Annotated in this window: 26 protein-coding genes; 7 read left to right on the forward strand and 19 right to left on the reverse strand. The window is 57.4% G+C overall.

The genetic code is table 11. The features are described 5' to 3' along the window. Positions 1 to 11: 11 nt before the first annotated feature. Positions 12 to 2,375, forward strand: coding sequence for an alpha-glucosidase (gene ygjK / locus BVU99_RS18365; protein ID WP_099817300.1), 2,364 nt, complete (start codon positions 12 to 14; stop codon positions 2,373 to 2,375). 43 nt (positions 2,376 to 2,418) lie between these two features. On the opposite strand, the gene BVU99_RS18370 is transcribed toward ygjK, so the two are convergent. Further along, complete coding sequence (locus tag BVU99_RS18370; RefSeq protein ID WP_025302472.1) at positions 2,419 to 2,844, reverse strand: universal stress protein; 426 nt, start codon at positions 2,842 to 2,844, stop codon at positions 2,419 to 2,421. Between the two features lie 146 nt (positions 2,845 to 2,990). After that, positions 2,991 to 3,509 (reverse strand): hypothetical protein, encoded by a 519-nt coding sequence (locus BVU99_RS18375; protein WP_099817301.1) that lies wholly within the window; start codon positions 3,507 to 3,509, stop codon positions 2,991 to 2,993. 236 nt (positions 3,510 to 3,745) lie between these two features. Here BVU99_RS18375 and metQ point away from each other — a divergent pair, with 236 nt between their 5' ends. Then, positions 3,746 to 4,561: a methionine ABC transporter substrate-binding lipoprotein MetQ gene (metQ, locus tag BVU99_RS18380; RefSeq protein WP_099817302.1), complete on the forward strand. Its 816-nt coding sequence runs from the start codon at positions 3,746 to 3,748 to the stop codon at positions 4,559 to 4,561. 46 nt (positions 4,562 to 4,607) lie between these two features. Here metQ and BVU99_RS18385 read toward each other — a convergent pair whose 3' ends face one another. From BVU99_RS18385 to BVU99_RS18405, 5 genes are all read right to left on the reverse strand, one after another. Continuing rightward, on the reverse strand, positions 4,608 to 5,372 hold the full coding sequence (locus BVU99_RS18385) for an SDR family oxidoreductase (RefSeq protein WP_099817303.1): 765 nt from the start codon (positions 5,370 to 5,372) through the stop codon (positions 4,608 to 4,610). Between the two features lie 137 nt (positions 5,373 to 5,509). After that, entirely contained in the window at positions 5,510 to 6,430 is a 921-nt protein-coding gene (locus BVU99_RS18390; protein ID WP_043141597.1) for a sugar ABC transporter substrate-binding protein, read from the reverse strand. Between the two features lie 65 nt (positions 6,431 to 6,495). After that, complete coding sequence (locus BVU99_RS18395; protein WP_049204184.1) at positions 6,496 to 7,536, reverse strand: ABC transporter permease; 1,041 nt, start codon at positions 7,534 to 7,536, stop codon at positions 6,496 to 6,498. 15 nt (positions 7,537 to 7,551) lie between these two features. After that, positions 7,552 to 9,036 (reverse strand): sugar ABC transporter ATP-binding protein, encoded by a 1,485-nt coding sequence (locus BVU99_RS18400; RefSeq protein WP_025302466.1) that lies wholly within the window; start codon positions 9,034 to 9,036, stop codon positions 7,552 to 7,554. 75 nt (positions 9,037 to 9,111) lie between these two features. Beyond that, positions 9,112 to 10,041: a sugar ABC transporter substrate-binding protein gene (locus BVU99_RS18405; RefSeq protein WP_099817304.1), complete on the reverse strand. Its 930-nt coding sequence runs from the start codon at positions 10,039 to 10,041 to the stop codon at positions 9,112 to 9,114. 484 nt (positions 10,042 to 10,525) lie between these two features. Between BVU99_RS18405 and BVU99_RS18410 the strand changes: the two genes are divergently transcribed. The 3 genes from BVU99_RS18410 to dcuR all read left to right on the forward strand — a co-directional run bounded on the left by BVU99_RS18410 (position 10,526) and on the right by dcuR (position 13,819). Next, positions 10,526 to 11,368, forward strand: a complete 843-nt coding sequence (locus tag BVU99_RS18410; protein ID WP_099817305.1) for an aldolase — start codon at positions 10,526 to 10,528, stop codon at positions 11,366 to 11,368. A gap of 125 nt (positions 11,369 to 11,493) precedes the next feature. Then, positions 11,494 to 13,107 carry a sensor histidine kinase gene (locus BVU99_RS18415; protein ID WP_099817306.1) on the forward strand — a complete coding sequence of 538 codons (1,614 nt, stop codon included), beginning with the start codon at positions 11,494 to 11,496 and terminating at the stop codon, positions 13,105 to 13,107. Further along, positions 13,100 to 13,819, forward strand: a complete 720-nt coding sequence (dcuR, locus tag BVU99_RS18420; protein ID WP_004940959.1) for a two-component system response regulator DcuR — start codon at positions 13,100 to 13,102, stop codon at positions 13,817 to 13,819. The genes BVU99_RS18415 and dcuR overlap by 8 nt, the downstream gene beginning before the upstream one ends. Before the next feature lie 37 nt (positions 13,820 to 13,856). On the opposite strand, the gene BVU99_RS18425 is transcribed toward dcuR, so the two are convergent. The 6 genes from BVU99_RS18425 to fabV all read right to left on the reverse strand — a co-directional run bounded on the left by BVU99_RS18425 (position 13,857) and on the right by fabV (position 17,793). Further along, on the reverse strand, positions 13,857 to 14,192 hold the full coding sequence (locus BVU99_RS18425; RefSeq protein ID WP_025302462.1) for a hypothetical protein: 336 nt from the start codon (positions 14,190 to 14,192) through the stop codon (positions 13,857 to 13,859). A gap of 33 nt (positions 14,193 to 14,225) precedes the next feature. Further along, complete coding sequence (locus BVU99_RS18430) at positions 14,226 to 14,651, reverse strand: hypothetical protein (RefSeq protein ID WP_099817307.1); 426 nt, start codon at positions 14,649 to 14,651, stop codon at positions 14,226 to 14,228. A gap of 61 nt (positions 14,652 to 14,712) precedes the next feature. Next, entirely contained in the window at positions 14,713 to 15,012 is a 300-nt protein-coding gene (locus BVU99_RS18435) for a hypothetical protein (RefSeq protein WP_025302460.1), read from the reverse strand. A 637-nt stretch (positions 15,013 to 15,649) separates the two neighbouring features. Next, positions 15,650 to 15,865 carry a helix-turn-helix transcriptional regulator gene (locus BVU99_RS18445; RefSeq protein WP_025302459.1) on the reverse strand — a complete coding sequence of 72 codons (216 nt, stop codon included), beginning with the start codon at positions 15,863 to 15,865 and terminating at the stop codon, positions 15,650 to 15,652. A 7-nt stretch (positions 15,866 to 15,872) separates the two neighbouring features. After that, complete coding sequence (locus BVU99_RS18450; RefSeq protein WP_099817308.1) at positions 15,873 to 16,436, reverse strand: DUF2975 domain-containing protein; 564 nt, start codon at positions 16,434 to 16,436, stop codon at positions 15,873 to 15,875. 157 nt (positions 16,437 to 16,593) lie between these two features. Beyond that, positions 16,594 to 17,793 (reverse strand): enoyl-ACP reductase FabV, encoded by a 1,200-nt coding sequence (gene fabV / locus BVU99_RS18455; protein ID WP_025302456.1) that lies wholly within the window; start codon positions 17,791 to 17,793, stop codon positions 16,594 to 16,596. A 285-nt stretch (positions 17,794 to 18,078) separates the two neighbouring features. Between fabV and BVU99_RS18460 the strand changes: the two genes are divergently transcribed. Beyond that, positions 18,079 to 18,381 carry a hypothetical protein gene (locus BVU99_RS18460; RefSeq protein WP_016928136.1) on the forward strand — a complete coding sequence of 101 codons (303 nt, stop codon included), beginning with the start codon at positions 18,079 to 18,081 and terminating at the stop codon, positions 18,379 to 18,381. 50 nt (positions 18,382 to 18,431) lie between these two features. On the opposite strand, the gene BVU99_RS18465 is transcribed toward BVU99_RS18460, so the two are convergent. Further along, positions 18,432 to 18,782 (reverse strand): DUF4377 domain-containing protein, encoded by a 351-nt coding sequence (locus tag BVU99_RS18465; protein WP_025302454.1) that lies wholly within the window; start codon positions 18,780 to 18,782, stop codon positions 18,432 to 18,434. Between the two features lie 135 nt (positions 18,783 to 18,917). Continuing rightward, positions 18,918 to 19,325, reverse strand: coding sequence for a hypothetical protein (locus BVU99_RS18470; protein WP_099817309.1), 408 nt, complete (start codon positions 19,323 to 19,325; stop codon positions 18,918 to 18,920). A gap of 293 nt (positions 19,326 to 19,618) precedes the next feature. Here BVU99_RS18470 and BVU99_RS18475 point away from each other — a divergent pair, with 293 nt between their 5' ends. Next, on the forward strand, positions 19,619 to 20,272 hold the full coding sequence (locus tag BVU99_RS18475; protein ID WP_099817310.1) for a hypothetical protein: 654 nt from the start codon (positions 19,619 to 19,621) through the stop codon (positions 20,270 to 20,272). A gap of 762 nt (positions 20,273 to 21,034) precedes the next feature. Here the strand turns inward: BVU99_RS18475 and BVU99_RS18485 are convergent. The 4 genes from BVU99_RS18485 to yobA all read right to left on the reverse strand — a co-directional run bounded on the left by BVU99_RS18485 (position 21,035) and on the right by yobA (position 24,257). After that, positions 21,035 to 21,820, reverse strand: coding sequence for a BRO-like protein (locus BVU99_RS18485; protein ID WP_099817312.1), 786 nt, complete (start codon positions 21,818 to 21,820; stop codon positions 21,035 to 21,037). A 758-nt stretch (positions 21,821 to 22,578) separates the two neighbouring features. Continuing rightward, positions 22,579 to 22,920, reverse strand: a complete 342-nt coding sequence (locus tag BVU99_RS18495; RefSeq protein WP_025302452.1) for a YebY family protein — start codon at positions 22,918 to 22,920, stop codon at positions 22,579 to 22,581. Positions 22,921 to 22,989: 69 nt separating this feature from the next. Next, positions 22,990 to 23,871 carry a copper homeostasis membrane protein CopD gene (gene copD, locus BVU99_RS18500; protein ID WP_099817314.1) on the reverse strand — a complete coding sequence of 294 codons (882 nt, stop codon included), beginning with the start codon at positions 23,869 to 23,871 and terminating at the stop codon, positions 22,990 to 22,992. A 2-nt stretch (positions 23,872 to 23,873) separates the two neighbouring features. Next, a complete protein-coding gene (gene yobA, locus BVU99_RS18505) occupies positions 23,874 to 24,257 on the reverse strand; it encodes a CopC domain-containing protein YobA (protein ID WP_025302450.1) in 384 nt (127 codons plus the stop codon). Between the last annotated feature and the right edge of the window lie 243 nt (positions 24,258 to 24,500).

The following is a 24,500-nucleotide window of genomic DNA, read 5'->3' on the forward strand; positions in this document are numbered from 1 at the left end:
AGGCTCCTACGATGAACATGACTCCCCTGACCCCGCTGGCCACTGCCCTCGTGCTGATGCTGACGGGCTGCGCGCCGAAAATGCCCGACGCCCCGCTGGCCGAGCGCTACCCAAACGTGATCGATCGCCACGGTGCGCCGCATTCTATGCTCGACTACGACTTCGACGATCACCAGCGCTTCAACCCACTCTTCGATCTCGGCGCCTGGCACGGCCACCTGTTGCCGAGCGGCCCTGAAGGCATGGGTGGCTTCCCCGGCCCGGCGCTGCTGACCGAAGAGTACATCAACTTTATGGCCAACAATTTCGATCGGCTCAGCGTCTATCGAGACGGTAAACCGGTGCATTTCACCATGACGGCCTACAGCCTGCCCGGCGCCCTGGTGCAGCGGCTCAGCGCGCCGGGCGTGACCGTCAACCTGACGCTGCGCTTCGCCGCCGCGCGCACCTCGTTGCTGGAAACCCAGATCCTGACCGACGCGCCGCTGGAGCTGGTGTGGGACGGCGAATTGCTGGAGCGCTACGCCGCCAAAGAGCAAAAGCCGCAGCCGCCGGCCACCGTCGAGCAGGCGTTCCCGAACTACATGCGCCGCATTGTGCCGACGGCGGACGGCCTGCGCGTCACCTTCGGCAAGGTGCGTGCGCCGTCGCAGCTGATGACCTCCGGGCAGTCCGAGTATCAGATCCATAAATCGCTGCCGCAGCGCACCACGGTCGATGGCCACCGCTTCCGCGCCACGGCGCGCATCGCCGGCTCCACCACGCTCTATACCACCTACTCGCACCTGCTCACCGCCGAAGAGGCGCAGCGTGAACAACGCACTATCGCCGACATCCTCGCTCACCCGCAGCGCTATATGGTCGCGTCGGCCCAACGCTGGGAACGCTATCTCGCCGACGGGCTCAGCAACCCGCACGCCACGGCGGAACAAACGCGCGTAGCGGTCAAAGCGATAGAAACGCTGAACGGCAACTGGCGCGGCGCAGCTGGGGCGATGAAGTTCGACTCGGTCACGCCATCGGTCACCGGGCGCTGGTTCTCCGGCAATCAGACCTGGCCGTGGGACACCTGGAAACAGGCCTACGCCATGGCGCACTTCAACCCGGACGTGGCCAAGGACAACATTCGCGCAGTATTCGCCTACCAGATCCGGCCGGGCGATGCCCTGCGCCCGTGGGATGCCGGTTTTCTGCCTGACCTTATCGCCTACAACCCCAGCCCGGAGCGCGGCGGCGACGGCGGCAACTGGAACGAGCGCAACACCAAGCCGAGCCTGGCGGCCTGGGCGGTGATGGAGGTCTATCGCGTCACCGGCGATAAGGGCTGGCTGGCGGAGATGTACCCGAAGCTGATGGCCTACCATGACTGGTGGCTGCGCAACCGTGACCACAACGGCAACGGCGTGCCGGAGTATGGCGCCACCCGCGACAAAGCGCACAATACCCCCGACGGGCGCATATTGTTCACCGTCAAGCGCGGGCAGCGCGAGCAAACGTTGGCCGGCCTCGACAATTACGATCGCATCGTGCGCGAGGGGCGGTACGACAGCATCGAGATCCCGGCTCAGACCGCCGCCTCCTGGGAATCGGGCCGCGACGACGCGGCGGTATTCGGCTTTATCGATCCGGATCAATTGGCGCGCTATGTAGCGCAGGGCGGCAAACGCGAAGACTGGCAGGTGAAATTCGCCGAAAACCGCGCGCCGGACGGCACGCTGCTTGGTTACTCACTGCTGCAGGAATCGGTGGATCAGGCCAGCTACATGTACAGCGACAACCGCTACCTGGCGGAGATGGCCGATATTCTGGGCCGCGGCGCCGAAGCCGCCGCCTTCCGCGCCAAAGCCGACCGGCTGGCGGCCTACATCAACACCTGCATGTTCGACAAGCAAAGCGGTTTCTTCTATGACATCCGCATCGAAGGCCGGGCGTTGGCCAATGGCTGCGCCGGCAAACCGATCGTCGAGCGCGGCAAAGGGCCGGAGGGCTGGTCGCCGCTGTTCAACGGCGCCGCCAGCCAGACGCACGCCGATGCGGTGGTCAGGGTGATGAAGGATCCGCGCGAGTTCAATACCTACGTGCCGCTCGGCACCGCGGCGCTGACCAACCCGGCGTTCGGCGCGGATATCTACTGGCGCGGCCGCGTGTGGGTCGATCAGCTGTATTTCGGTCTCAAGGGCATGGAACGCTACGGCTATCGCGATGACGCGGTGGCGATGGCGCAGGCCTTCTTTCGCCACGCCGACGGTCTGATCGCCGACGGGCCGATCCGCGAGAACTACAACCCGCTCACCGGCAAGCAGCAAGGCGCGCCGAACTTTTCCTGGAGCGCGGCGCACCTGTACATGCTGTATAACGACTTCTTCACGCAATAAGCCGCAGCGGCCACCGCCATCGTTGCCCGGCGGTGGCCCGCGTTTATGAACGGATCGGGATCACCAGCACGTCGATATTCAGCTGGTTGATGGCGTTGCGGGTGGAAGAAAACAGATTGCTCCACAGATCGTGGTGATGGCCGAACACCAGCAGATCGATGTTCTTGTCCACCACTGCCGTGCGCAGTTCGTCAACGAAGCCGCCGCGCCCAATAATCACTTCCGCGATCGGGTAATTGACGTTTTGCGTGGTGGGCTCCAGCTCTTTGCGGATCTTCTCTTCGAACGGCACGCCGTTATCGCTGCGCTCCGAAAAACCGATCGCCGCGTGGTAGGTGTCGTAGTGGACGTCCACATAGATCAGCGAGAGTTTGGCCTGCAGCGCCTCCGCCAGCCGCGCCCCCTTTTCGACCAGCCGTTTGCCGTCATCGCTCAGATCGGTGGCGATGACAATATGGTGGTAACACATAGCGCCTCCTGTCATGGACTCGGTAGAGCCGAGGCTCCGATATCACGTCAGGGCATATCGTTATGGTTAATTTTAGTTCAGAAATGGCGCGTACGACGGGTGGCGATGCGGTGGGAAAGCCCCGTTGCCGGGGCTGAAGGTAAAAATTACTTCTCGCGCTGCGCCTCAAACCAGACGTTGCACAGCGACAGGATCAGCGTGTTGGCGTCTTTCACCAGCACGTTATCGCCGGGCACCCCATCGGTGCCCTGATCGGTGATGCCTTTGATGGTAGTATCCGCATGCTGAATGACCACGCGTTCGACCGACGGCGTGCTGATGCCCAGCATCGGGAAATCGATGTAGGAGCTGCTGCCGGAATTGTCCTCGACAAACTCCTGCGCTTCTACGGTGCTGACGGTGGCCCCTTCGCTTTTCAGCGCCGTGCCGTTCCAGCTGAACACATCCGCCTTATAGCTGATTTTGCCGCCGATCAGGCTCTGCGCCTGCTGTTGATCCCAGCAGCCGGTGGTCTGGGTCGGCACGATCTTGCTGACGCGCCAGTTGCCCAGCAGCTGTTTAGGGATCGGTCCGGTATCGCTCTCCGCCGCCCGAACCTGAGTCGCCGAGACGCAGGCCAACACCACCAGCGGCAGCAGCGCCTTGCTCCAAGTGTTCAATCGCATTGTCTTTTCCTTCGTTTCAGTACCCAGTCTGCCCTTGCGGGCCAACGGCTATCATAATAAGCCCGTCGATTCGCCGTCAAAGCAATCCGCACCGCGCCGGGCAGCGGCCGCTCATAGCTAATCGCTATGAGTCATAGTGAATCAGTATTTTGTTTTAGCCCAGCGATTACCTACAGTCACTGCCACTATTCTGCCCGCCAAAATTAGCAGGCAATGTTGACAAGGACCCTGGGAAAATGACATTTACGCTGAAAAACCTCACCCTGGCGCTGGCCGCCGCCGGCACGCTGCTGCTAACCGCCTGCGGCCCGACCGCACAGGACGATCACCACATCAAGGTCGGCATCAGCGCCGGTATCGATCAGTCGCTGTGGGCGGTGGTGCAGAAGGTCGCCAAGCAGAAATACGATCTGGACGTGGAGGTGGTGACCTTCAACGATTACGTGCTGCCGAACGAAGCGCTGAACAACGGCGATCTGGACGTCAACGCCTTCCAGCACAAACCGTATCTGGACAAACAGATGCTGGAGCGCGGCTACAAGCTGGCGGCGGTAGGCAACACCTTCGTCTACCCGATCGCCGGCTATTCGAAGAAGATAACCGCACTCAGCCAACTGCCGGACGGCGCGCAGGTGGCGGTGCCGAACGATCCGACCAACCTGGGCCGTTCGCTGCTGCTGTTGCAAAAACAGGGGCTGATTACTCTGAAAGACGGCGTCGGCCTGCTGCCGACCGCGCTGGACATCGTCAGCAACCCGAAAAAGCTGAAGATCGTCGAAATTGAAGCGCCGCAGCTGCCGCGCGCGCTGGACGACCAACAGGTGACGCTGGCGATCATCAACACCAACTATTCCAGCCAGATCGGTCTGTCGCCGGCGAAGGACGGGCTGTTTGTCGAGGACAAAAACTCGCCTTATGTCAACATCTTCGCCAGCCGCATCGACAACAAAGACAGCGAGAAAGTGAAGGATCTGGTCAAGGCCTATCAGACCGATGAAGTGGCGGCCAGCGCCACCGAAATCTACAAGGGCGACGCCGTCAAAGGCTGGTAATGCCTCGCGTAGGGCCCGTGGCGCCCGGCCACGGGCCCTGCCAACCTCAGCCGCGCTGGATGGATACGCCGCCGTCCACCAGCATCGCGGTGCCGGTGACGAATGAGGACGCGTCAGACGCCAGATACAGCGCCGCCTGCGCGATCTCCTCCGGCATCGCCAGCCGCTTCAGCGCGTGCAGTTCGGCCACCTGTGCCAGCGCCTCCGGGGTATTGCTCATCTGCCGCCCCATCGCCGTATCGGTGCCGCCCGGCAGCAGCGCGTTCACCCGAATGCCGCGCCCGCCGAACTCCACCGCCAGCGCCTGCGTCAGGCCGATCAGCCCCGATTTGCCGGCCGCATAGGCCGCCGTGCCGGGAAACGCCGCGGTGTGGCCAACGAAGGTGGAGGTGAAGATCACCGAGCCTGCGCCGCGCGCCAACATGGCGGGGATTTGATATTTGGCGCCGTAGTAGGCGCTGGACAGGTTGGTTTCCAACACCTCGCGCCACGCTGAGGCGGTGAGCGCCAGCGATGGCCCCAGCGGCCCCAAGGTGCCGGCGTTGTTGAAAGCGATATCCAGCCCGCCGAACTCATCGACGGCCGTCGCCGTCAACCGTTCGGCGAAGGCTTCGTCGCGCACGTCACCGGCTACCGCCAACGCCCGGCCGCCCTCGCGCCGAATGTCTTCTACCAGCTCGGCCAACAGCGGCTCGCGCCGCGCGCCCAACACCAGCGCTGCGCCCTGCCGGGCAAACAGCAGCGCCGCCGCTTTGCCGATCCCCGAACTGGCGCCGCCGATCACCGCCACCTTGCCGTTTAATGCGTTCATCGCCCATCCTCACGCGGTTTAAAGATCCTCAGTGTGAGGCAAGATTCGGCGCCGCGCTGGCCGCAAGCGGACATGCAATTGGCGCATGAAAAAGGCGCTGCAAGCAGCGCCCCGGCAACGCGAACCTGGCGGTTAACTCACGGCCTGGCCGCATATTTCCCCTGATTGGCCGGCGTCACCAGCTCGAACGGGATCCAGTAATACGGCTCGAGTTTTTCACCGTTGATCATGCGCTGCGCCACATCGACCGAGGCCTTGCCCTGGCCGACCGCGTCCTGGAACACCGTGACCTGCATCTTGCCGGAGGCCAGCGCCTTGAGGCCGTCCGGCGTGGCGTCGATGCCGCCGATCAGCACTTTCTTATCCGCCTTGCCCGCCTGCTGCAGCGCCATGATCGCACCAATCGCCATCTCGTCGTTGTTAGCGGCGACGATGTCGATCGCTTCGCCGTTGGTCAGCCAGTTCATCATCAGATCCATGCCTTCACTGCGTGAATAGTTGGCGCTTTGCTTCTGCACCACCTTCATTTTCGGGTACTTGGCCACCACCTGCTCCACGTCTTTGGTGCGCTGCAGCGCGCCGGCGTCGGTCAGGTTGCCGATCATTACCGCCACGTTGCCCTGATAGTTAGCCAACCGCGCCAGCTCTTCCATCTGCAGCGTGCCGGACTCCCGCTCGTCGGAGCCGACGAACACCACGCCCTGCGGCAGTTTGGCGTCGCCCGGCGTGCGGTTCACGTACACCAGCGGCACGCCGGCGGCCTGGACCATTTTGGTCATCACCGGGGTGCTGGCCGAGTTGACCGGATCGACGATAATCGCGTCCACCCCGGCGCTGATAAAGCTCTGCACCTGATCGGTCTGGCGGCCGACGTCGCCGCGCGCGTCTTCGAACTGTACGGTAATGCCGCGCGCCTTGGCCTCCTTGTCGATCGCCTGGCGGATAATGGTGAGGAAGTTCTGGTCAAAATAGGCCATCGATACGCCGATGGTTTGCGCCCATGCCGAAGTGGACGCACACAGCGCCACCGCCAGCCACAGCCCTTTCAGGTAATTCATCATGTGTTCCCCCGGGTAAAAAAACGCCGCCGGCCCACCTTGGCGCCGGCGGCAATTCACGGCAATCAGTGTTTTTTGCGGTTGCGCCGCATGTCGATCGACACGGCGGCGACGATAATCACGCCTTTGATGATGTCCTGAATGTAAGAATCGACGCCGATAAAGGTGAAGCCGCTTTTGATAAGACCGAGGATCACCGCGCCGATCAGCGTGCCGGTAATGCGCCCGACACCGCCCATCAAGCTGCTGCCGCCGATCACCGCCGCGGCGATGGCGTCCAGCTCGTACGACATCCCCATGCTCGACTGGCCGCTGCTGACGCGCGCCGCCAGCACCACGCCCGCCAACCCCGCCAGGCCGCCGGCGATGGTGTAAACCGTCACCAGGTACTTATTGACGTTGATGCCGGAGACCCGCGCCGAGGTCATGTTGCCGCCGATGGCGTAGATGTATTTGCCGTAGCGGGTGTGTTTGAGCGCGATATGGAAGATCACCGCAATCACCAGGAAGATGATCACCGGCATCGCGCCCTGGCCGATTGACGTGAAGCCGTCCGACAGGAAGCTGACCGGGTTCCCCTTGGTGTAGTACTGCGCCAGGCCGCGCGCCGATACCATCATCCCCAGCGTGGCGATGAATGGCGGAATGCCGGTGCGGGTGATCAGGAAGCCGTTGATAAAGCCGCAGACGATGCCCACCCCAATCCCGGCGCCGATCGGGATCGCCGCCGGCAGATCGAGCAACCCTGGGTACATCGGCGAGATGCTGTCCGAGGTCTGCGCCAGGCTGGCCGCCACCACCGCGGTCAGCGCAATCAGCGAGCCGGAGGAGAGATCGATGCCGGTGGTGATGATCACCTGGGTGACGCCCACCGCGATGATGCCGATGATCGCCACCTGCAGCACGATCAGCAGCAGGCGGTTCGGGTTCAGCAGGAACGACTGATCGCGCATGTACCAGCCGAGGATTTCGAAGATCAGCGCGATGCCGATCATCACGATGAAGATACCGGTGTCCTTCGGCATTTTGCCGCTCAGCCCGGAGAACAGCCCTCCCTTGCCCGTTGAATCGGCGGAGAGCGGCTTCTCAATCTTTACGTTACTCATGATGTTCACCCTTCGTTATTCTGAGGCCAGCGCCAGGATCTTCTCCTGGTCCGCGTCGTCTTTGTCCAAAATGCCGGTAATGCGGCCGCCGTGCATCACCATCACCCGGTCGCTCATGCCGAGGATCTCCGGCAGCTCGGAGGAGACCAGAATGATGGCGACGCCGCGGTTGGCCAGCTCGCTGATCAGGCGGTAGATTTCCGCTTTCGCCCCCACGTCGATGCCGCGCGTCGGTTCGTCGAGGATCAGGATTTTCGGCTGTGCCAACAGCCAACGCGCGATCAGCACCTTCTGCTGGTTGCCGCCGCTGAGGTTATTGATGATCTGATCCATGGTCGGCGTTTTGATGTTGAGCTTTTTGATCTGATCCATGCAGTCTTTGGCCATCTGCACATGGCTGACGAAACCGTTCTTGCCGATGTATTCCGACAGGTTGACGATGCTCATGTTCTCGACCACCGACAACACCAGAAACAGGCCGGATTTCTTGCGGTCTTCGGTGAGAAACGCCAGCCCGCTCTCGATCGCCTTCGCCGGGGAATCCACCTTCACCGCCTGGCCTTCGATAAAGATCTCGCCGCCGTCCGCCGGGTGCATGCCGAACAGGCTTTCCATCACTTCGCTGCGCCCGGCGCCCACCAGCCCGGCGACGCCGAGGATCTCGCCGCGTTTGACGCTGAACGACACGTCATGAAACCAGCCGCTGCGGCGCAGCCCCGCCACCCGCAGCACTTCCTCGCCGATATTGTTGTTGAATTTGGGGAACATCTGCGTCAGTTCGCGCCCCACCATCATGGTGATCAGCGACTGTTTGGTCAGGTTTTCGGTTTTGTCGCAGGCGATGAAGGTGCCGTCACGGAAAATGCTCACTTCGTCGGTGATGGCGAAGATCTCGTCCATCTTGTGGCTGATATAGATGATGCCTTTGCCCTGCTCGCGCAGTTCACGGATGATGGCGAACAGGTGCACCACTTCGCCTTCGGTCAGCGCCGAGGTCGGTTCATCCATGATCAAGACGTCGGCGTTGTAGGACACCGCCTTGGCGATCTCCACCATCTGCTGATTGGCGATGCTCAACTCGCCCACCAGCGTATCCGGCTGCAGTTTGATGTTCAGCCGCGCCAGCAGCTCGCGGGTCTGTTCGTTCAGCTGCTCGTGGTTGACGAACCCCAGCCGCGCCGGCTCGCGCCCCAACCAGATGTTTTCCGCCACCGTCATGTCAGGCACCAGGTTCAGCTCCTGGTGGATCATGGAAATGCCCGAATGCAGCGCCTGCAGCGTATCGCTGAAGGTGACCGGCCGGCCTTTGATTTTGATCGAGCCTTCGTCCGGGTGGTAGATGCCGATCAGGCATTTCATCAGCGTCGATTTGCCCGCGCCATTTTCCCCCATCAGCGCGTGCACGCTGCCGGGTTTGATTTTAATCGAGACCTTATCCAGCGCTTTGACGCCGGGGAACTGCTTACTGATGCCTTCGGCCTCAAGAACATAAGGGTACATACCGCTTACCTCCGCACTGACCCACGTTTTCCGCCGCGATCGCCCCACACCGGCGCCCGCGGCGGGCTTCAAGGCTTATTGCTTGTTTTTATCGGCGAATTGCTGGTAATTGGCCTGGGTGATCAGCTGGTAAGGGATCAGCACGTTGCTCTCCACTTTCTCGCCTTTCACCAGCTGAACGGCGGTTTGCACCGCGCCCTCGCCCTGGCCTTTGGCGTCCTGGAACACGCTCAACGCCAGATCGCCCTTCTTGATGAACTCCAGCGCGTCCGGCGTGCCGTCAACGCCGGCCACCAGCACGCCGGATTTCTTGGCTTGCTTCAGCGCCAAAATAGCGCCGATGGCCATTTCGTCGTTGTTGGAGGCGATGGCGTCAATCTGCTGGCCGGACAAAATCCAGTCGGTGGTGACGTCCACGGCCTCTTTACGGAAGAACTTAGCGGTTTGTTTGTCGACTATTTTGATACCGGGGTAGTTGGCCGCCACCTCTTCCACGCCGCGAGTGCGGTCGCGCGTGGCTTCGCTCGACAGCTCGCCCATCAGGATCATCACGTTGCCCTTGCCGTTCATCAGCTTGGCCAGCTCTTCCATCTGGAGCTTGCCGGCCAGCTTGGAATCGGAGCCGACGTAGGCCATGCCGGCCGGCAGCGCCACTTCCGGCTTGCGGTTGACGAACACCAGCGGGATCTTGGCCTTCTCGGCCAGCTTGATCATCGGCTTGACGCCCTGGGTATCCACCGGGTTGAGGATGATGGCGTCGACGCCCTGGCTGACGAAGTTTTCGATTTGTTGAATTTGCTGCGCGATGTCGCCCTTGGCGTCTTCGAACTGGCCGCTGACGTTGCCGTCGGCCTTCATTTTGCTTTGCATCGACTGGCGCAGAATGGTGAGGAAGTTGTCATCGAAGTAAGCCATGGAAACGCCGATCTTGATGTCTTTCGCCAACACGCTGGCCGGCAGCATACACATCAGTACCGAGGCGGCGATCAGTTTCTTCAGCTTCATGTTCGTTACCCTTTAATCGTTAGAATGAAGAGGTCTGTTGGTTGACAGCTAATGAAAAATATTTTTTACATTCAAACAACAATACGGTCGGTGTTATCCCTTTGATACGGCGAAATTACCGCGTTATCGCCGTATTAAGGCCGTGAAAAAAATGGTGATCGATATCTCAAAACAGATTAAAAACAATCAATTGAAATAAACCCCTGGCACAGCAAACGGCGTCTTTATCGCGTTTTTAAATGTTTATTTCAAAATTTAGATTATTGAAACTTTTTAACCCAAACAAGCGAAACATGCATTTTGGAATGGCTTATTAACAAAAACATGACACGGATCTAACAAATGAAATGAAAGCCACCGGCGAGCGTTCCCCTTTCGTGCGCCGGCAAAAACTGCGAGCGGCTACGCAGTTTGCGGTTTCCGCGTTTCCCGACCATTCTTACTCGGCAATAATGGACATATCCCTATCTCAGGAGGACCTGACATGCAGCTCAGCAGTAAGGTGCGGATGAACCGCCTGTTCAACAACGGCAAGTGCCTGGATGTGGCGATCGATCACGGCATCGCCAACGAACCGGATTTTTTAATCGGCCTGGAAGATATCGAACGGGTGATGGGCAACCTGATCGCCGCGCGCCCCGACGCCATTCAGGTCAACTACGGCCAGGCGGAGCTGCTGCAGCGCGCGCCGCAGCGCGAAAAGCCGGCGCTGGTGATGCGCACCGACGTCGGCAACGCCTATAACGCCGCGCGCCACCGTGAGATGTGGGCGGTGTTGCACAACCCGGAAGCGCCGATCCTCGCCGCGCTGCAAATGGACGCCGCCGCGGTGGTGGTCAATCTGTATATGATCCCGGATGAACCCGGCATTTTCCGCCAATGCGTGGAGAACATCGGCCGCCTGCGCCACGCCTGCGATCGCTACGCCATGCCGCTGATGATCGAACCGCTGGTAATGGCGCCAGCCGGCCAGGGCGCCGCCTACGGATCGCTGGGTGACGTGGAGAAGATCGTGTCGCTGGTGCGGCTGGCGCGCGAGCTGGGTGCCGACATCATCAAGGCCGATCCGACCGATCGGGTGGAGGATTTTCACCGCGTGGTGGAAGCGGCGCGCTGCCCGACGCTGGTGCGTGGCGGCGGCAAGGGGGAGCTGGGGCCGGTGCTGGAAAAATCCGCCGCGCTGATGGCCCAGGGCGCTTCCGGCATGGTCTATGGCCGCAACGTTTACCAACACAGCAATCCGTCGCAGGTGGTGCGCGCCCTGATGGCGATCATCCATCAAGGTGCCAGCGGCCAACAGGCGCTGGAGCTCTACCACCAGCAATGACCCGCTTTTGTAACTAAAATAACCCCTCCGCACCCCGGCAGCATGCTATAACCTGCTGCCGGTAACTGCAGCTTGCCTCATTCCTCGCTAGAATACGCCGTGATATCGCCATTCGGAGAACCGCCATGCCAAAACAACGGGTGCCGCTCAAGCTGAGCACCTCCATCACGCTGATGGTGTCCGCCATCATCGCTTCGGTGCTGCTGGTGGTGTTCGCGCTGTTTTTCGTGCAGATGAGCCGCGAGGGGCAAGATCAGCTGCAGCAAAAAGCCATCGCCGTCGCCAACACGCTGGCGCTCTCCAACACCGTGATCGACGGCTTGCAGCGGCGCGATCAAAGCGGCGCCATTCAGCGCTTCGCCGAGCAGGTGCGCCATCAAAACGAGCTGCTGTTCGTGGTGGTGGTGGATATGCAGGGCATCCGCTATTCGCACCCCAAACCCTGGCTGATCGGCAAACATTTTATCGGCGACGATCTGGCGCCGGCGCTGCAAGGCAACGTCAACAGCGCCATCAACCGCGGCACGCTGGCTCCGGCCCTGCGGGTGTTCGTGCCGGTGTATGACGATCAGAAAAAACAAATCGGCGTAGTGGCACTCGGCATCGCGCTGGACACCGTGCAGCGGGTGGTGGCGGAGAGCCGCTGGATCATCTATTGGACCATCGCCTTCGCCGCGCTGGTCGGCAGCCTGGGCACCTTCTTCCTGGTCTCCGCGCTCAAACGCATCATGCTGGGTTTCGAGCCTTACGAAATCTCCAACCTGTTCGAACAGCGCAACGCCATGCTGCAGTCGATTAAAGAAGGCGTGATCGCGGTCGATAATGAATCCCGCATCACCATCGTCAATGACGAAGCCAAGCGCCTGCTGCGCCAGAGCGGGCCGGTGGAAAACCTGCTGCTGGAAGCCGCCAGCAAGCATTGGCCGGCGCAGCTGCATCTGGCGGAGGTGCTGGCCAGCGGCGAACCGCTGCGCGATCGGCAGATCAGCTTCAACGGCAGCGAACTGCTGACCAATACCGTGCCGGTGATCGTCAACGGCAAGGTGACCGGTGCCATCGCCACCTTCCGCGACAAGACCGAGGTCAGCCGCTTGCTGCAGCGCCTGAGCGGCATGGCACACTACGCCGACGCCCTGCGGGTGCAGTCGCACGAATTTATGAACAAGCTGCACGTGATACTCGGCATGCTGCACATGAAGGCCTATCAGCAGTTGGAAAACTACATCATCAATACCGCCAGCAACTACCAGGAAGAGATCGGCGCGTTGCTGCGCAAGATCCATTCGCCGGAAGTGGCGGGCTTCTTCATCGGCAAGATCAGCCGCGCCCACGAAGCCGGCGTTGAGCTGACCATCGAGGAAACCAGCCTGCTGCCTGAAAGCGACGACGCGGAAACCACCCATGTGCTGATCAGCGTGCTCGGCAACCTGATCGAAAACGCCATCGACGCCATCGACGGCGTTGAGGGCCACGAGATCGGCCTGAGCTTCCATCACCACGACGATCAATTACACTGTATCGTCAGCGACGACGGCCCCGGCATCGATCCGGCGATCGGCGCGCGCATCTTCGAACACGGATTTTCCACCAAGGGAACGGGACGCGGCATCGGCCTGGCGCTGATCCGCAGCCATCTGGAGAAACTGGGGGGCAGCATCGATTTCGAATCCGAACCGGGCGAGCTGACCCAATTTTTCGTGCACCTTCCCTATCAGGCCAAGAGCAGAGCCCATGATTAACGTACTGATTGTCGACGACGACCCGATGGTGGCGGAGCTGAACAAATACTACCTGAGCCAGGTCGGCGGTTTTCACTGCCAAGCGACGGTCGCCACTCTGAGCCAGGCGCGCGCCCTGCTGGCCGATGCCAGCGTCAGCATCGATCTGGTGTTGTTGGATATCTACATGCAGCAGGAGAACGGGCTGGATCTGCTGCCCGGCCTGCGCGAACTGGGTGAGAAGACCGATGTGATCATCATCTCCTCCGCCAGCGACGTGAACACGGTGCAAAAAGCGCTGCACTACGGCGTGGTGGATTATCTGATCAAACCGTTCCAGTTCAGCCGCTTTAAGGAGGCGCTGAGCCACTACCGGCAACAGTCTCAGCTCTTGGCGCAGCGCGAGTTTTCGCAGGCCGACGTCGACAGCCTGCTACGCCGCCAGCCCGGCGGCCAGGAGAGCAAGAAGCTGCCGAAAGGGCTGACCAGCATCACCCTGAGCACGGTGTGCGAGTGGATCGAACAACAGCACGACAGCGAATTCTCCACCGACAACCTGGCCAACGCCATCGGCATTTCGCGGGTGTCCTGCCGCAAGTACCTCATCTATCTGGCGGAGAGCGGCATTCTCGGCACCCGTATTCTGTACGGCGCCACTGGCCGACCGGTCTATCTGTATCAGTTGAAACCGGATGCGATCGCCATGCTGAAAGAGCATTGCCGCCCGGCCTAAACGACGCCGGGCGCAGCAAGCGCCCGGACGTTAAAGGCTAGAAGTTGTGCATGTAACACTTCGCCTCGGGGTGAGGATCTTTCGAGTGTCTGCGCAGGCAACGCTGCTTTTTCTCCTGCTGTTCCAGGTTCCGCTGCTGCCGCTCGGCGGCCTCTGCTGCCTCGCGCTGCTGTTCCCGTGCAATCGCCTGCTCGTTGACCAGCGTTAGGTTATCGACATTCCACACCTTGTGACGCAATGCATCACGCTTTTTCTGGTATTCCTCGGTGATCTTACTGTCCTTCGGCGCCGCCGCATGGTATTCCAGATCCACCCGCGCCTGCGCGAAGCTGGCGCAACACAAGGCCACGCCGGTCAACACTATCATTTTCATCGATAAACTCCTGACAAGTCCCTGTTCTCATCTTTAGCAATTCAGCGGCCGACCATTCAGCCAGGCCCGGCAATATGCGCCGACAAACGGCCGATGCGGCCCCATCAGGGACGTCCGGCGCAGACGCAGCGACAGGCAGCGAACAATATCGGCTCCCTGTTCGCAGGCCGATCGGGCGCTCTGGTGCCCCTGCGCAGAACGTCTCGCCGTTTTCTGTGTTTGCAACCACATTTCCAACGCTTCCCGCTCCGCACGCAGCCGCGCCAGCTGCATGCGCTCCGCCTGAATCTGTTCAACCAACCAAATATGCTGCAACAAGCCATCCAGCCGCGCCGGGCATCCCGCCGCAGAGGGACTTTCCGTCGAGGCGCCGAGCGAGGAATGGCGATCGATGAACGCCTGACTGCAAAATGAGGCCAGCAGCGCCAGCGCCGCAGCGATTAACGAGGGTATTTTCAATACACAAGCTCCATGAATAAGCCGACTGGGGCGCGCCACGAAAAATGACGCAGAGAACCGTTCAACAGCCATTGAGTGAAGACATATGAGGCTCTGCGGGATCGGGCGCATGTTGCCCTCCCGTCGCCGGCGTTTTCGCGTTTTCGGCATCGCATTCCGCCAGACGCGCCAAGGTTTCAGCCTCGTTCTCCGTGGGTGGTGTCGGCACCGCCATCTCTTGTCGCAGGCCATGCGCCAGCTCTTTCAATTTCTTCTGAAACAGCACGGGAGAAACTCCCTCGCATTGCCGATCGTAACGGGCCGCATTTGCTTGCAGACTCAACAACGACATTATCAACATGGCGACAATACGCTTTGCCATTGAAAACTCCTGTAATGATGTCTGGGTATGTCGATATAAACTCAACAAGCAGAGATTCATCGTTTAAAGATAAATAACGCATCGGAAAAACAGAGTAGCGAATTAATAATAAACCGCTCCATAATATCTCTGAGATAACGTCTGGCGCCACGCTGAATAAAGAGTGGCGATTAGCGCCCCCCTATTTTCGACCAGTCCAGCGTACCGCCGATACCGACCCGGCCTTCATTCAGCACGGAAGCGGCGGATTCACCGGCGATAATACGCTGTTTTTGTTCTCGCGTTGCGGGCTGCGGTGCTCCCCAATTCCCCCGATGAGTGGAGGAGGATGAGGATGAAACAGTGGGGTAAATGGCACTGCATCCGTTTAATACCAGACACAATGCCAGAAGATAATTACGCCATGTCATACTATTCCCCTTAAAATAACGCCATTGGTAGTGACGGTAAATGAAAAATGAGTTTATTTAGTTTAATAACGTTCGCCGCATGCCATCGCCAGCGACAAAAAGAATACGCAAGTGTTAATCACCCGTTATTTTAATTAACCTGAATAAAACAAATATCGCTCAATAAGACAACGCTAATCGCAGAAATGGGCCAGCAGGTTCAGCGCACTTCCGAGTGCGCTGGGATCTTACTCTTCGCCGTCCGGCTGCCAGGCCAACAGATCGCCAGGCTGGCAGTCGAGAATGCGGCAGATCTTGTCCAGCGTTTCCAGCCTGACTCCCTTGACCTTGCCGTTTTTCAACAGAGACAGGTTTTGCTCAGTGATCCCCACCTGCTCCGCCAGCTCCTTTGAACGCATCTTCCTTTTGGCCAACATGACATCAAGACTTACGATTATTGCCACTCTATTCTCACACGAAAGAAAGCTGTTCTTCATTCAGCCGCAACGCTTCCAGAAATACCCGGCTAAATACCAGGATTGCGCAGCCTACGATCAGCGAGCGCACCGACTCGCTATTGACGCCATAATAAAGGATAAACAGCATTTTTTCATCGGCGGTCAATACCATCACCTGCAACAGACCAGCTAACGACGGGAACAACACATCGACGATCAGCAAGATGCCGATGATCTGCAACAGCACCATATTGTTGCGATGCCACACGTTGCCGCGGAAAAATTGATAAAACAGCCCGGCGCCGCACAGCAGCGCGCTGTAATAGGGCAAATAACCGAGCATGTCGATAACCAGCGTGGCGAACAGCGCCCAGCGTTGCTGCGGGATCGCGTAGGCAAGCAGCTCCGGGTAATATTCCCGGTAAGAGGCGATGATATCGCGATAGGCTACGCCCTGCAGCCAATCCCGCACAATGATGAACATCTCAACGCCGGTGCTGACGATCAGCATCGCCATAATGAGCAAACACAGACAACGCACGTACAGCGGCAGATGGATCCTTGGCGCAGCGCCCATAATTTTCTATCCCTTAATCAACAGCAATAAATTATCGTAAAACGATAATTTATTGCTGTCAATGATCAAGTGGACTGATGAGTCAGACGGTGGGCGCCAATGCGCGGGCAATAAAAAAGGCCGGGCTAACCCGACCTTGTTTGACTGCTCGACGCGCTTAGACCAGTTCGATCACGTCGAAGTTGGCTTCGCCGCTCAGATCGGCATCGTAATCAACGCCCTGCAGACCGAAGCCGAACAGGCGCAGGAATTCCGCCTTGTAGCCCTGGTAATCGGTCAGTTCGTTGATGTTATTGTCGTTCAGCTGCTGCCAGATTTCACGGCAGGTTTCCTGCACGGCATCGCGCAGTTCCCAGTCATCCAGGCGCAGACGGTGTTTCTCGTCGGTGTCCGGCGCCGCACCGCTGTACAGCTTGGTCGCGAACAGACGCTGGATCTGCTCGATGCAGCCTTCGTGAATGCCCTGCTCCTTCATGATTTTGAACACGATGGAGATATACAGCGGCATCACCGGAATGGCGGAGGAGGCCTGAGTTACCACCGACTTGAGCACCGCAACGTAAGCCGCGCCGCCTTTGGCCTGCAGCTTCTGGTTGATGGCCTGCGCCGCGCGATCCAGATCTTCTTTCGCCTTGCCCAGCGTACCGTGCCAGTAGATTGGCCAGGTCAGATCGGTACCGATGTAGGAGTAAGCGACAGACTGCGCGTTATCCGCCAGCACGCCCGCTTCGTCCAGCGCGTCCATCCACAGCTGCCAGTCCTGGCCGCCCATCACCTTCACGGTGTCGGCGATTTCTTGCTCGTTGGCCGGCTCGACCACGGCTTCAACCAGCACGTCTTTGTTGGTGTCCAGCGCAACGGATTTGTACGGCTCGCCGATCGGCTTCAGTGCGGAACGCACCACTTCGCCGGTTTCCGGCATTTTACGCACCGGCGAAGCCAGCGAGTAAACCACCAGGTCAACCTGACCCAGGTCTTTTTTGATCAGATCGATAACGGTCTGACGGCACTCGTTGGAGAATGCGTCGCCGTTGATGCTTTTCGCGTACAGGCCTTCTTCTTTAGCTGCCTTGTCGAAACCGGCGGAGTTGTACCAACCGGCGGAACCGGTTTTGCCTTCGCTGCCAGGCTTCTCGAAAAATACGCCGATGGTGGCCGCACCGCTGCCGAAAGCGGCATTGATGCGCGAGGCCAGACCGTAACCGGTGGATGCACCAATGACCAGCACCTTTTTAGGCCCGTTTTTCAGTTCGCCGCGCGACTTAACGTAGGCGATTTGCTCACGGACGTTGGCTTCACAGCCTGCCGGGTGAGCGGTGGTGCAGATAAAACCACGAATTTTAGGTTTGATAATCATAGTAATTTTTTCTTGGTAGCTAAAAACCGAAGGACAATATACCTGATTTTCTCGATATACTTAAGAAAGTGCGAAAACAAGCGCAGTGAACAGACCAGTTTAGTCGAGGGATCAGGGTTGCCCAACTCCGCATCGTGATGCCTCCACGCGCCACGCTTCGCACCCTCAGCGCGTTCAAGCCTTCCCTCTTAAATCAGCAAAAGTTGATCATGCTTCTGGCGTTGCGTTATGGTGTGGCTGTTTTTCGGTCGAATATCAGGGAAGATAAAATCACCAGGAACAGTGATGGAACCAACTTTATATTATATTCTTTCTACTCTCGCTGCCGCGGCCTGTCTGGCCGTGAAATACGGCTTCAGGCCGCCTCTGGGTTCCAAGGGTTATGTCGTTCTGGTTACGATATGTTTTTTAATCCTTTGCTGGCAATTTACCCTTTTTGCCAACGGCAACGCGATGTTTATTGCTGACTCTGAAACATGGACCAAAGAAAATTGGCCTCTACGCTACTGTGCGTTGGGGTTTGCTCTTGCACATGCCTTCGCCACTTTCGAATCCTCCAGAAGAAAGAAAAAAGACAAACTTTCCTGAAGTCGTCACCACCAAATGAAACGCCATTTGGTGGTGACAAGGTAGATCCATTACGCCTTGTTCTTTTCCAGCTGCTCAATCAGCGTATAACGCAGCGACGAGGCATCGGCCGGCACGTTCTCCACCGGGGTAACAAGCACTTTCAGCCGATACTGATAACCCGGTTCGAAGGTGAAACCCTCGATGCCGGTATAGAACAACTCCCACGGCTGCTGCGCGGAGCGACGCACCTGCATGCACTTCATCGGGCCGACGCCCACGCAGTCCACCAGTGCGCTGTTCACCAGCAACACTTCCGTTTGGCCGCCTTTCTCATTTGCGGGCTGATTCATCGAGGTTCCCTCCTGGCTGCAGCCGGCCAATGCGGCCAACGCAACAAATAACAACGCTTTGATTTTCAATGTACTGCACCAATAGTCATGTAGGTCAGACGATCCTAACAAATTGACTGGATGAATTGAACCTTGCTCCGTATCACAGAGGCGACATTATTCGCTCGCGCTTATTCTCCAAACTCATGCGTTACAGGACAGAGGTCATGACGGTACGCTGTCGTTTTTATCATCGGTATCAATGAGAAAACCGGCATCACGAATCGCCGCCATCACCTGCCTGGCGTCCATCACCGCCGTTTTCACATAGCCAAAGAATGCCACCCGCGCGCCGGGCAAACGGACTGGCGTCGCCAGTTGGGCACTGAGTTCGCGATTGCGCTGCGCCATCTGCTCGGCACGCGCCCGCCAAAACGCGGCGGGCTCGGTTGGGGTTTCAGTCGCGGTTTCGAACAGCGACGCCAATTCGCTTAGCGCCTCCCACTCCGCCAACAGGGCGGCAACCACTTCGGGGTTGACCATCTGCCCCCAGTCAGAGGGTAAAGCCCCCTCACGCCACGCCTCGAGATAGCCGGGCAACGCCCTCTTCAACCGACTCAACCGATCGTTCAACGCAGGTGTCCTTTTACAACTACAACGCCTAATATCTTGATATTCCCCATAATGCCGCTCTCGCTTAACCGGTGATGGGAGCAATGACCGGAGCTTATCAGCGCCATAGATGACGTAATGACTTTTAGTGCGGCTAAATTAGCGATATGTGCGGGTGGGGAATAAGGGTGGAGATCGGGTTGGGATGTAATCACCAGATCCAAAAGTGTGATTTTCGCTCAGGTGGCCACACTGGCTAAGCATTGAAACATCTCCCCACGTCCGTTATGTTACAACCATAAAAATCTCGAGGGATGAAAGTGAACAACACAGAGATAGTGGAACGGATAGTAAAAGTCATTGTCTCCCCAGAAACAGTTGTGGGGCTGCTTGACGGCGCAATGTCTGTGCCTGTTGATTTTGGCTATCTAGCTCTGGGTATTTTTGACACAAGCAATCGTCGCAAGATGGAAGACGAACGCATTCGCATGATGCGGGCAATGAAGTCCGGTTTATTGAACTATCATCAAGTTATCAGAACGACTAAAATCATCATCGATGCATTCACCGCGCACATCCCAAAAGAGACGCAAGACAAAATATTTAGGGGCGCAGGCTCCGCATCCGCCGGCAGAATGCTTACCACCTCCCTGATTTCATCCAGAATAGTGAATAGCATCATATCAGCAGGTGGTGCAGCCATGATTACTCGAGGTGCAGGCGTAGCTACAAGCTTCACACTGATGGCTGGCGGAATGATAGAACGAAGCATATACAAATCAATCGGTCTCGAACGTATGCATAGTGCGGTTTACTACAAGCTTAGAAATGCCGGAAATTTGGACTTTATATATTTTTTAGTTCAACCCTATGTTGATCCATTCATAGAAGCTTTGGCCGTACGTAAAAACCAAGGTGATGCAGAGTTTAATAGATTGCTGCAAAACATTGAGGAAAAAATGAAATGAGAAAAGATAGCATCCATATCCGCATACTCTCTTTTTTCTTTGAATTTTTCTATCAGTTAATCGGGGGGGTTGGGTTTCTATTGTGTATCTATTTTTTCTTTAGTTTCGACACGATAACTCAGCGCGTCGTTGCCATTTTATCGACAATAGCAATATTTTGTATCATTTGTTGGCTTGGCGACAGCCTCATCAAAAAGCTACGAGGTTATTGATGCTATCAGGCCGGCGAGTGCCGGCCATAATTCATCAATGGGCCTTCCATGCAGAGAAAACCAGAGGATCGCCAAATGCATATCGACTGTGTTCAACTGTCGAGTTTTGAGCTGTTCGCGAACCATATAGACGAAGTAACGTTGTGATGTACGCCACCAGAGCTAGAAGGTTTCGTTCAAGCACGATACTGAGGGCTTGCTGACATGTTTCCGCCGCGCGTTCAGGATGCGGTGTTGGTGCACCCATTCATTGATCACTGCACTTAGCCGCTACTCTGCTTTGAAATCGTTGCGGTACTTCGTCATCAGTAGTTCGAGCCCAACCGAATGCTGGTACTGCGCGGCGGTGAATGCCCGAGAATCAGCCCCCAGGTCAGAGAGGCGAGCCCACACAGCCTACATTCGTAGATTCCGCGCTTACACAGCGCGGTTCGTGAATTTTTATGAGTTGCTCTATTGCGTTGGTCATTTTTGGTCAGTCCTCTTTTGTAACTTGGCAGATTCCCCCCCTATGGCGAAAACTAATACCAACGCACGGAAAAATAATATTTCAAGACCTTGAGCGTTCGACTAAGCTTTTTGCTTCTTCTATTACGGTTTGATAAAACTTTGTGCGCAGCCTCTCTCCAGACGGACAAGTTTGTTGAGGTTTTGTATGTCTAAGACTCAAGTTTTCACACCATATAACAATATCATTTTCTTTTTCTAGAGACAGAGCGAGCTCCGACTTATCAAACCATTGACGAACAGTTAAAATATATTCTGACTCAGACTCACCCTCAAGTTTCAATACTCTTGTTGCTACATCTTTTATTTCAACTTTTACGCTAGAAAATTCTTCCTCTAACTCATCTTGACGACGAATCGTATCCGCCAAAGCCCTAGCATTTTGTGCAATAATTTCGGCCATTTGTGATAAGGCAGAACCCTGTGGCGTTTGCGGTGGTGGGTAGACGCCATGTTTTGTTAACGATGGTACAACTTCGTGATATAACCAACGCTGGAATTTACGACCTGCTTTGGATTTATCGTTACCCATGATTCGGTTTAATCCAGGTTGGGTAACGAATATTTCCCTTTCCTCCTCGAACACCCCATTATTTACGGGGACGTTGGTGTACTCATCCGAGTCAAGGTCTACTACCAACGCTTTAATTAAAGTAGGTATGTGTCTCGTGGGATTATCGTCACCTAACCCTCTATTCTCTTTGTTTAGCGTGATTAATATATCTTTGAGCGCGAAGTGTAAAATACCTTCGATATAGCAAGTCCTAATATCATTAGAGCCCGAGGCACCTTCATAACACACGTTGATCAAATTTTTATTTTCGCTCATATAAACCTTCTGTTAGTTATTCTAATACTTCTATTATTATTGCATTGCTAAATATCACTCAAGTAAATAACTTGTCACACACAGCACTACAATATCATACCTAAAACATACCGACGATTTGTACCCTGCACTGCATAATTTGTTTCTCCAATCATTTTTCTCTTTAGTTGCTACGCAACCCGCTGCTTTCACTTCTTTTCACAATCCCGTAAGAAAGGTGATACATCGTTACACCCAGGCGCTTTAACCTAAGCATTTGTAAAGGTCAGGAATGCCTCAACGCTGGCTCTTGGTAACAATATATCAACATTTCACGAGATCCGTAGTCTGGCTAGGCGTCTGTATGAGAAGGAAAGAGGAAGGGATTTGCGCAGAAATTGCTGGGGCACATCGTCGGAAATGATGACGCTGAAATATCTTAAAACGAGGGGGGAAGAGTACGTGATGCTGTAAAAGACCGAATATCAAAATTCGGACATTTTCGGACAAACGAAAATAAATCCTTTAAAATCAAACACAGAAAAAAAGACCGAATACGATTCCTATATTCGGTCTAGGGAAATGGCTCTTGGGAGAGAGCCGTGCGCTAAAAGTTGGCATTTAATGCAGGGCTTGTTCAGCCGTGCACTTTAAGAGTAGCCTACCGCGCCAGTTTTGCCAGCCGCCCGGCGGCCGCGTGATAGTTTCGTGACGAAATAACTATGCGGCAAATGCGCATCAATCCGCGCACGTTGGGCAAGGCGTTGGCAAACAAGCGGTTAGTCAGCGCACAGCTTCTCGGCGCGTTCAATGAACGGCGCCAGGCTCATTTTTTTCCCCGGTTCGGCAGGGTCGTCCAGCAGGAGCACCTCCAGCGGCTGCGCACGCTGATGGCCCTTCTTCACCTGCTGCTCCGCTGCATCGTTGAGCGGATATTGCATCAAGGTGCTGTTGTTGAGCACGAACAGCGCGCCGCCGCTGCGGCACTGCAGCGTCACCTCTTCCTTGGTGAACGCCCACTGTTTGCCGTACTCCAGTTTAGTGATGTTCACCAGTTTGTCTGCCGCCAGCGCGCCGGTCGCGGTTGCCAGCAGCGTAATGCCGAGTAATACCGATTTCATGTGTTGGCCTTAAGGTTGCTATTCGCGTCGATTTTCCCGCAGCTTGCCGGCCTGCGGCAAGCTGAAATGTCATACCGGCGCATAGGTTGCAAATAAACTGACCAGCAGCAGCACCGCCATCCCCAGCCCGACTTCGAGCCAGCAGGCCAGCACCACGCCGCGCTGCGCCAGCGCCGGCACGCGGCTCATTGCCGGCACGATAGCGTAGCGATTGGCCAGCGCCACCATCACCATCAGCGCCACCAGCGCGGTTTTAATCAGCAGCAGGCGCTGATAAGGCGAGCTGAGGTTGAGCGGCCAACCGCCGAGAATGATCAGGCTGTTGACGATGCCGGTGACGATCACCGCCGCCACCGCCAGGTGCCCCCAGCGCGAGAAACGGATCAGAGTGGTGATTGCGTCGCTGCGCCATTGCGGCGGCTGCAGGTAGCGCAGGCAAACCAGCAGCGGCGCCAGGCTGCCGAACCAGTAACCGGCGGCCAGCAGGTGTATCGCATGGTTGGCGCGGTGCAGCGCGCCCAACGTGCCTTCGTGCATCGCCGCGTGGCCGATAAACGCCAGGCTCACCAGCAGCAGCGCCGAACACAGCGCCAACGCCTGCGCGCGCGGCCGCTCCGGCAGCAGCAGGCTCAGGATCGCCAGCAGCGACAGGCCCAGATGCCAACGCCACACTTCGCCGAAGGTGGTGCCGAGCACCGCCCACCAAATCTCCAGCCGCCAGGCGTCTTGCCAACCGTCGCCCATCTGCCCGGCCTGAATAGCCAGCAGCGCCACGGCGGAAAGCCCAGCAGCCCAGGTGCCGGCAAGCAGCAGCGGGCGCACATCGCGGGAGAGGATCGGGGAGAGGCGCTGCGGTGACAATAAGGCGGTGAACAGACTGATGCCGAACATCAGCATCACCGCCGCAAAGTGCACCAAGCGACACAGAACGAACAGGGTCGCCAGACTCACGATCAGTTTACGGTGAAGCTGTACTGGCCTTTGGTTTTATGCCCGTCGACCGACACCACATGCCAGCTGACGTTGTATTTGCCCGCGCTCAGCTCGCCGTCGATCGGCACGTTGACCTGGGTGTTATTGTTCGGATCGAGCTGCAGCTTGCCGGTTTTCACCACGGCGTTGTCCGGGCCGGTGATTTTCACGCCGCTGAAGTTCGGCTCGATGCCTTCGGAGAAGCTGAGGGTCAGCGCCTTCGGCGCCGGGCTGACGCTAGCGTCGGCCTTCGGCGTTTCCACTTTCAAGTGGGCGTGCGCCAGCGCTTGCTGTGAAGACAGGCCAACGAACAGGACGAAAACGGTGGAAAGCAGGCGACAGGAGGAACGAATTTTACCGATCACAGTGGTATCCCTTAACAGTAAAAGAGGGTCATAAGGGTTAAGGCCACAGCCAAGGCGATGTATCAGCGGCCCCAACCCACCGCAAGTGATTGCGCCACGGGTAAACAGAAAAACGGGTTATATCGGCTAACCCGCTGTTTTGACTCTACCATCCCTGTAGCGTATCGCGGTAAATCATAACGACCACGCTGCGGCAAGTCGAGCGCATCACTGGCATTTTGCGATCCGGCAGCACGTATCGCC

This window comes from Serratia sp. OLAL2 (assembly GCF_002752475.1).
Lineage (GTDB): Bacteria > Pseudomonadota > Gammaproteobacteria > Enterobacterales > Enterobacteriaceae > Serratia > Serratia bockelmannii.

Bases quoted from the DNA above. Each gene is read 5' to 3' on its own strand.
- BVU99_RS18415 (WP_099817306.1), top strand. From the start codon at position 11,494: ATGCCAAAACAACGGGTGCCGCTCAAGCTGAGCACCTCCATCACGCTG.
- ygjK (WP_099817300.1), top strand. From the start codon at position 12: ATGAACATGACTCCCCTGACCCCGCTGGCCACTGCCCTCGTGCTGATG.
- BVU99_RS18385 (WP_099817303.1), bottom strand. From the start codon at position 5,372: ATGAACGCATTAAACGGCAAGGTGGCGGTGATCGGCGGCGCCAGTTCG.
- BVU99_RS18400 (WP_025302466.1), bottom strand. From the start codon at position 9,036: ATGTACCCTTATGTTCTTGAGGCCGAAGGCATCAGTAAGCAGTTCCCC.
- BVU99_RS18395 (WP_049204184.1), bottom strand. From the start codon at position 7,536: ATGAGTAACGTAAAGATTGAGAAGCCGCTCTCCGCCGATTCAACGGGC.
- BVU99_RS18485 (WP_099817312.1), bottom strand. From the start codon at position 21,820: ATGAGCGAAAATAAAAATTTGATCAACGTGTGTTATGAAGGTGCCTCG.
- dcuR (WP_004940959.1), top strand. From the start codon at position 13,100: ATGATTAACGTACTGATTGTCGACGACGACCCGATGGTGGCGGAGCTG.
- BVU99_RS18405 (WP_099817304.1), bottom strand. From the start codon at position 10,041: ATGAAGCTGAAGAAACTGATCGCCGCCTCGGTACTGATGTGTATGCTG.
- BVU99_RS18425 (WP_025302462.1), bottom strand. From the start codon at position 14,192: ATGAAAATGATAGTGTTGACCGGCGTGGCCTTGTGTTGCGCCAGCTTC.
- metQ (WP_099817302.1), top strand. From the start codon at position 3,746: ATGACATTTACGCTGAAAAACCTCACCCTGGCGCTGGCCGCCGCCGGC.
- BVU99_RS18450 (WP_099817308.1), bottom strand. From the start codon at position 16,436: ATGGGCGCTGCGCCAAGGATCCATCTGCCGCTGTACGTGCGTTGTCTG.
- BVU99_RS18475 (WP_099817310.1), top strand. From the start codon at position 19,619: ATGAAAGTGAACAACACAGAGATAGTGGAACGGATAGTAAAAGTCATT.
- fabV (WP_025302456.1), bottom strand. From the start codon at position 17,793: ATGATTATCAAACCTAAAATTCGTGGTTTTATCTGCACCACCGCTCAC.
- BVU99_RS18370 (WP_025302472.1), bottom strand. From the start codon at position 2,844: ATGTGTTACCACCATATTGTCATCGCCACCGATCTGAGCGATGACGGC.
- BVU99_RS18375 (WP_099817301.1), bottom strand. From the start codon at position 3,509: ATGCGATTGAACACTTGGAGCAAGGCGCTGCTGCCGCTGGTGGTGTTG.
- BVU99_RS18495 (WP_025302452.1), bottom strand. From the start codon at position 22,920: ATGAAATCGGTATTACTCGGCATTACGCTGCTGGCAACCGCGACCGGC.
- BVU99_RS18460 (WP_016928136.1), top strand. From the start codon at position 18,079: ATGGAACCAACTTTATATTATATTCTTTCTACTCTCGCTGCCGCGGCC.
- BVU99_RS18390 (WP_043141597.1), bottom strand. From the start codon at position 6,430: ATGAATTACCTGAAAGGGCTGTGGCTGGCGGTGGCGCTGTGTGCGTCC.
- BVU99_RS18435 (WP_025302460.1), bottom strand. From the start codon at position 15,012: ATGGCAAAGCGTATTGTCGCCATGTTGATAATGTCGTTGTTGAGTCTG.
- BVU99_RS18410 (WP_099817305.1), top strand. From the start codon at position 10,526: ATGCAGCTCAGCAGTAAGGTGCGGATGAACCGCCTGTTCAACAACGGC.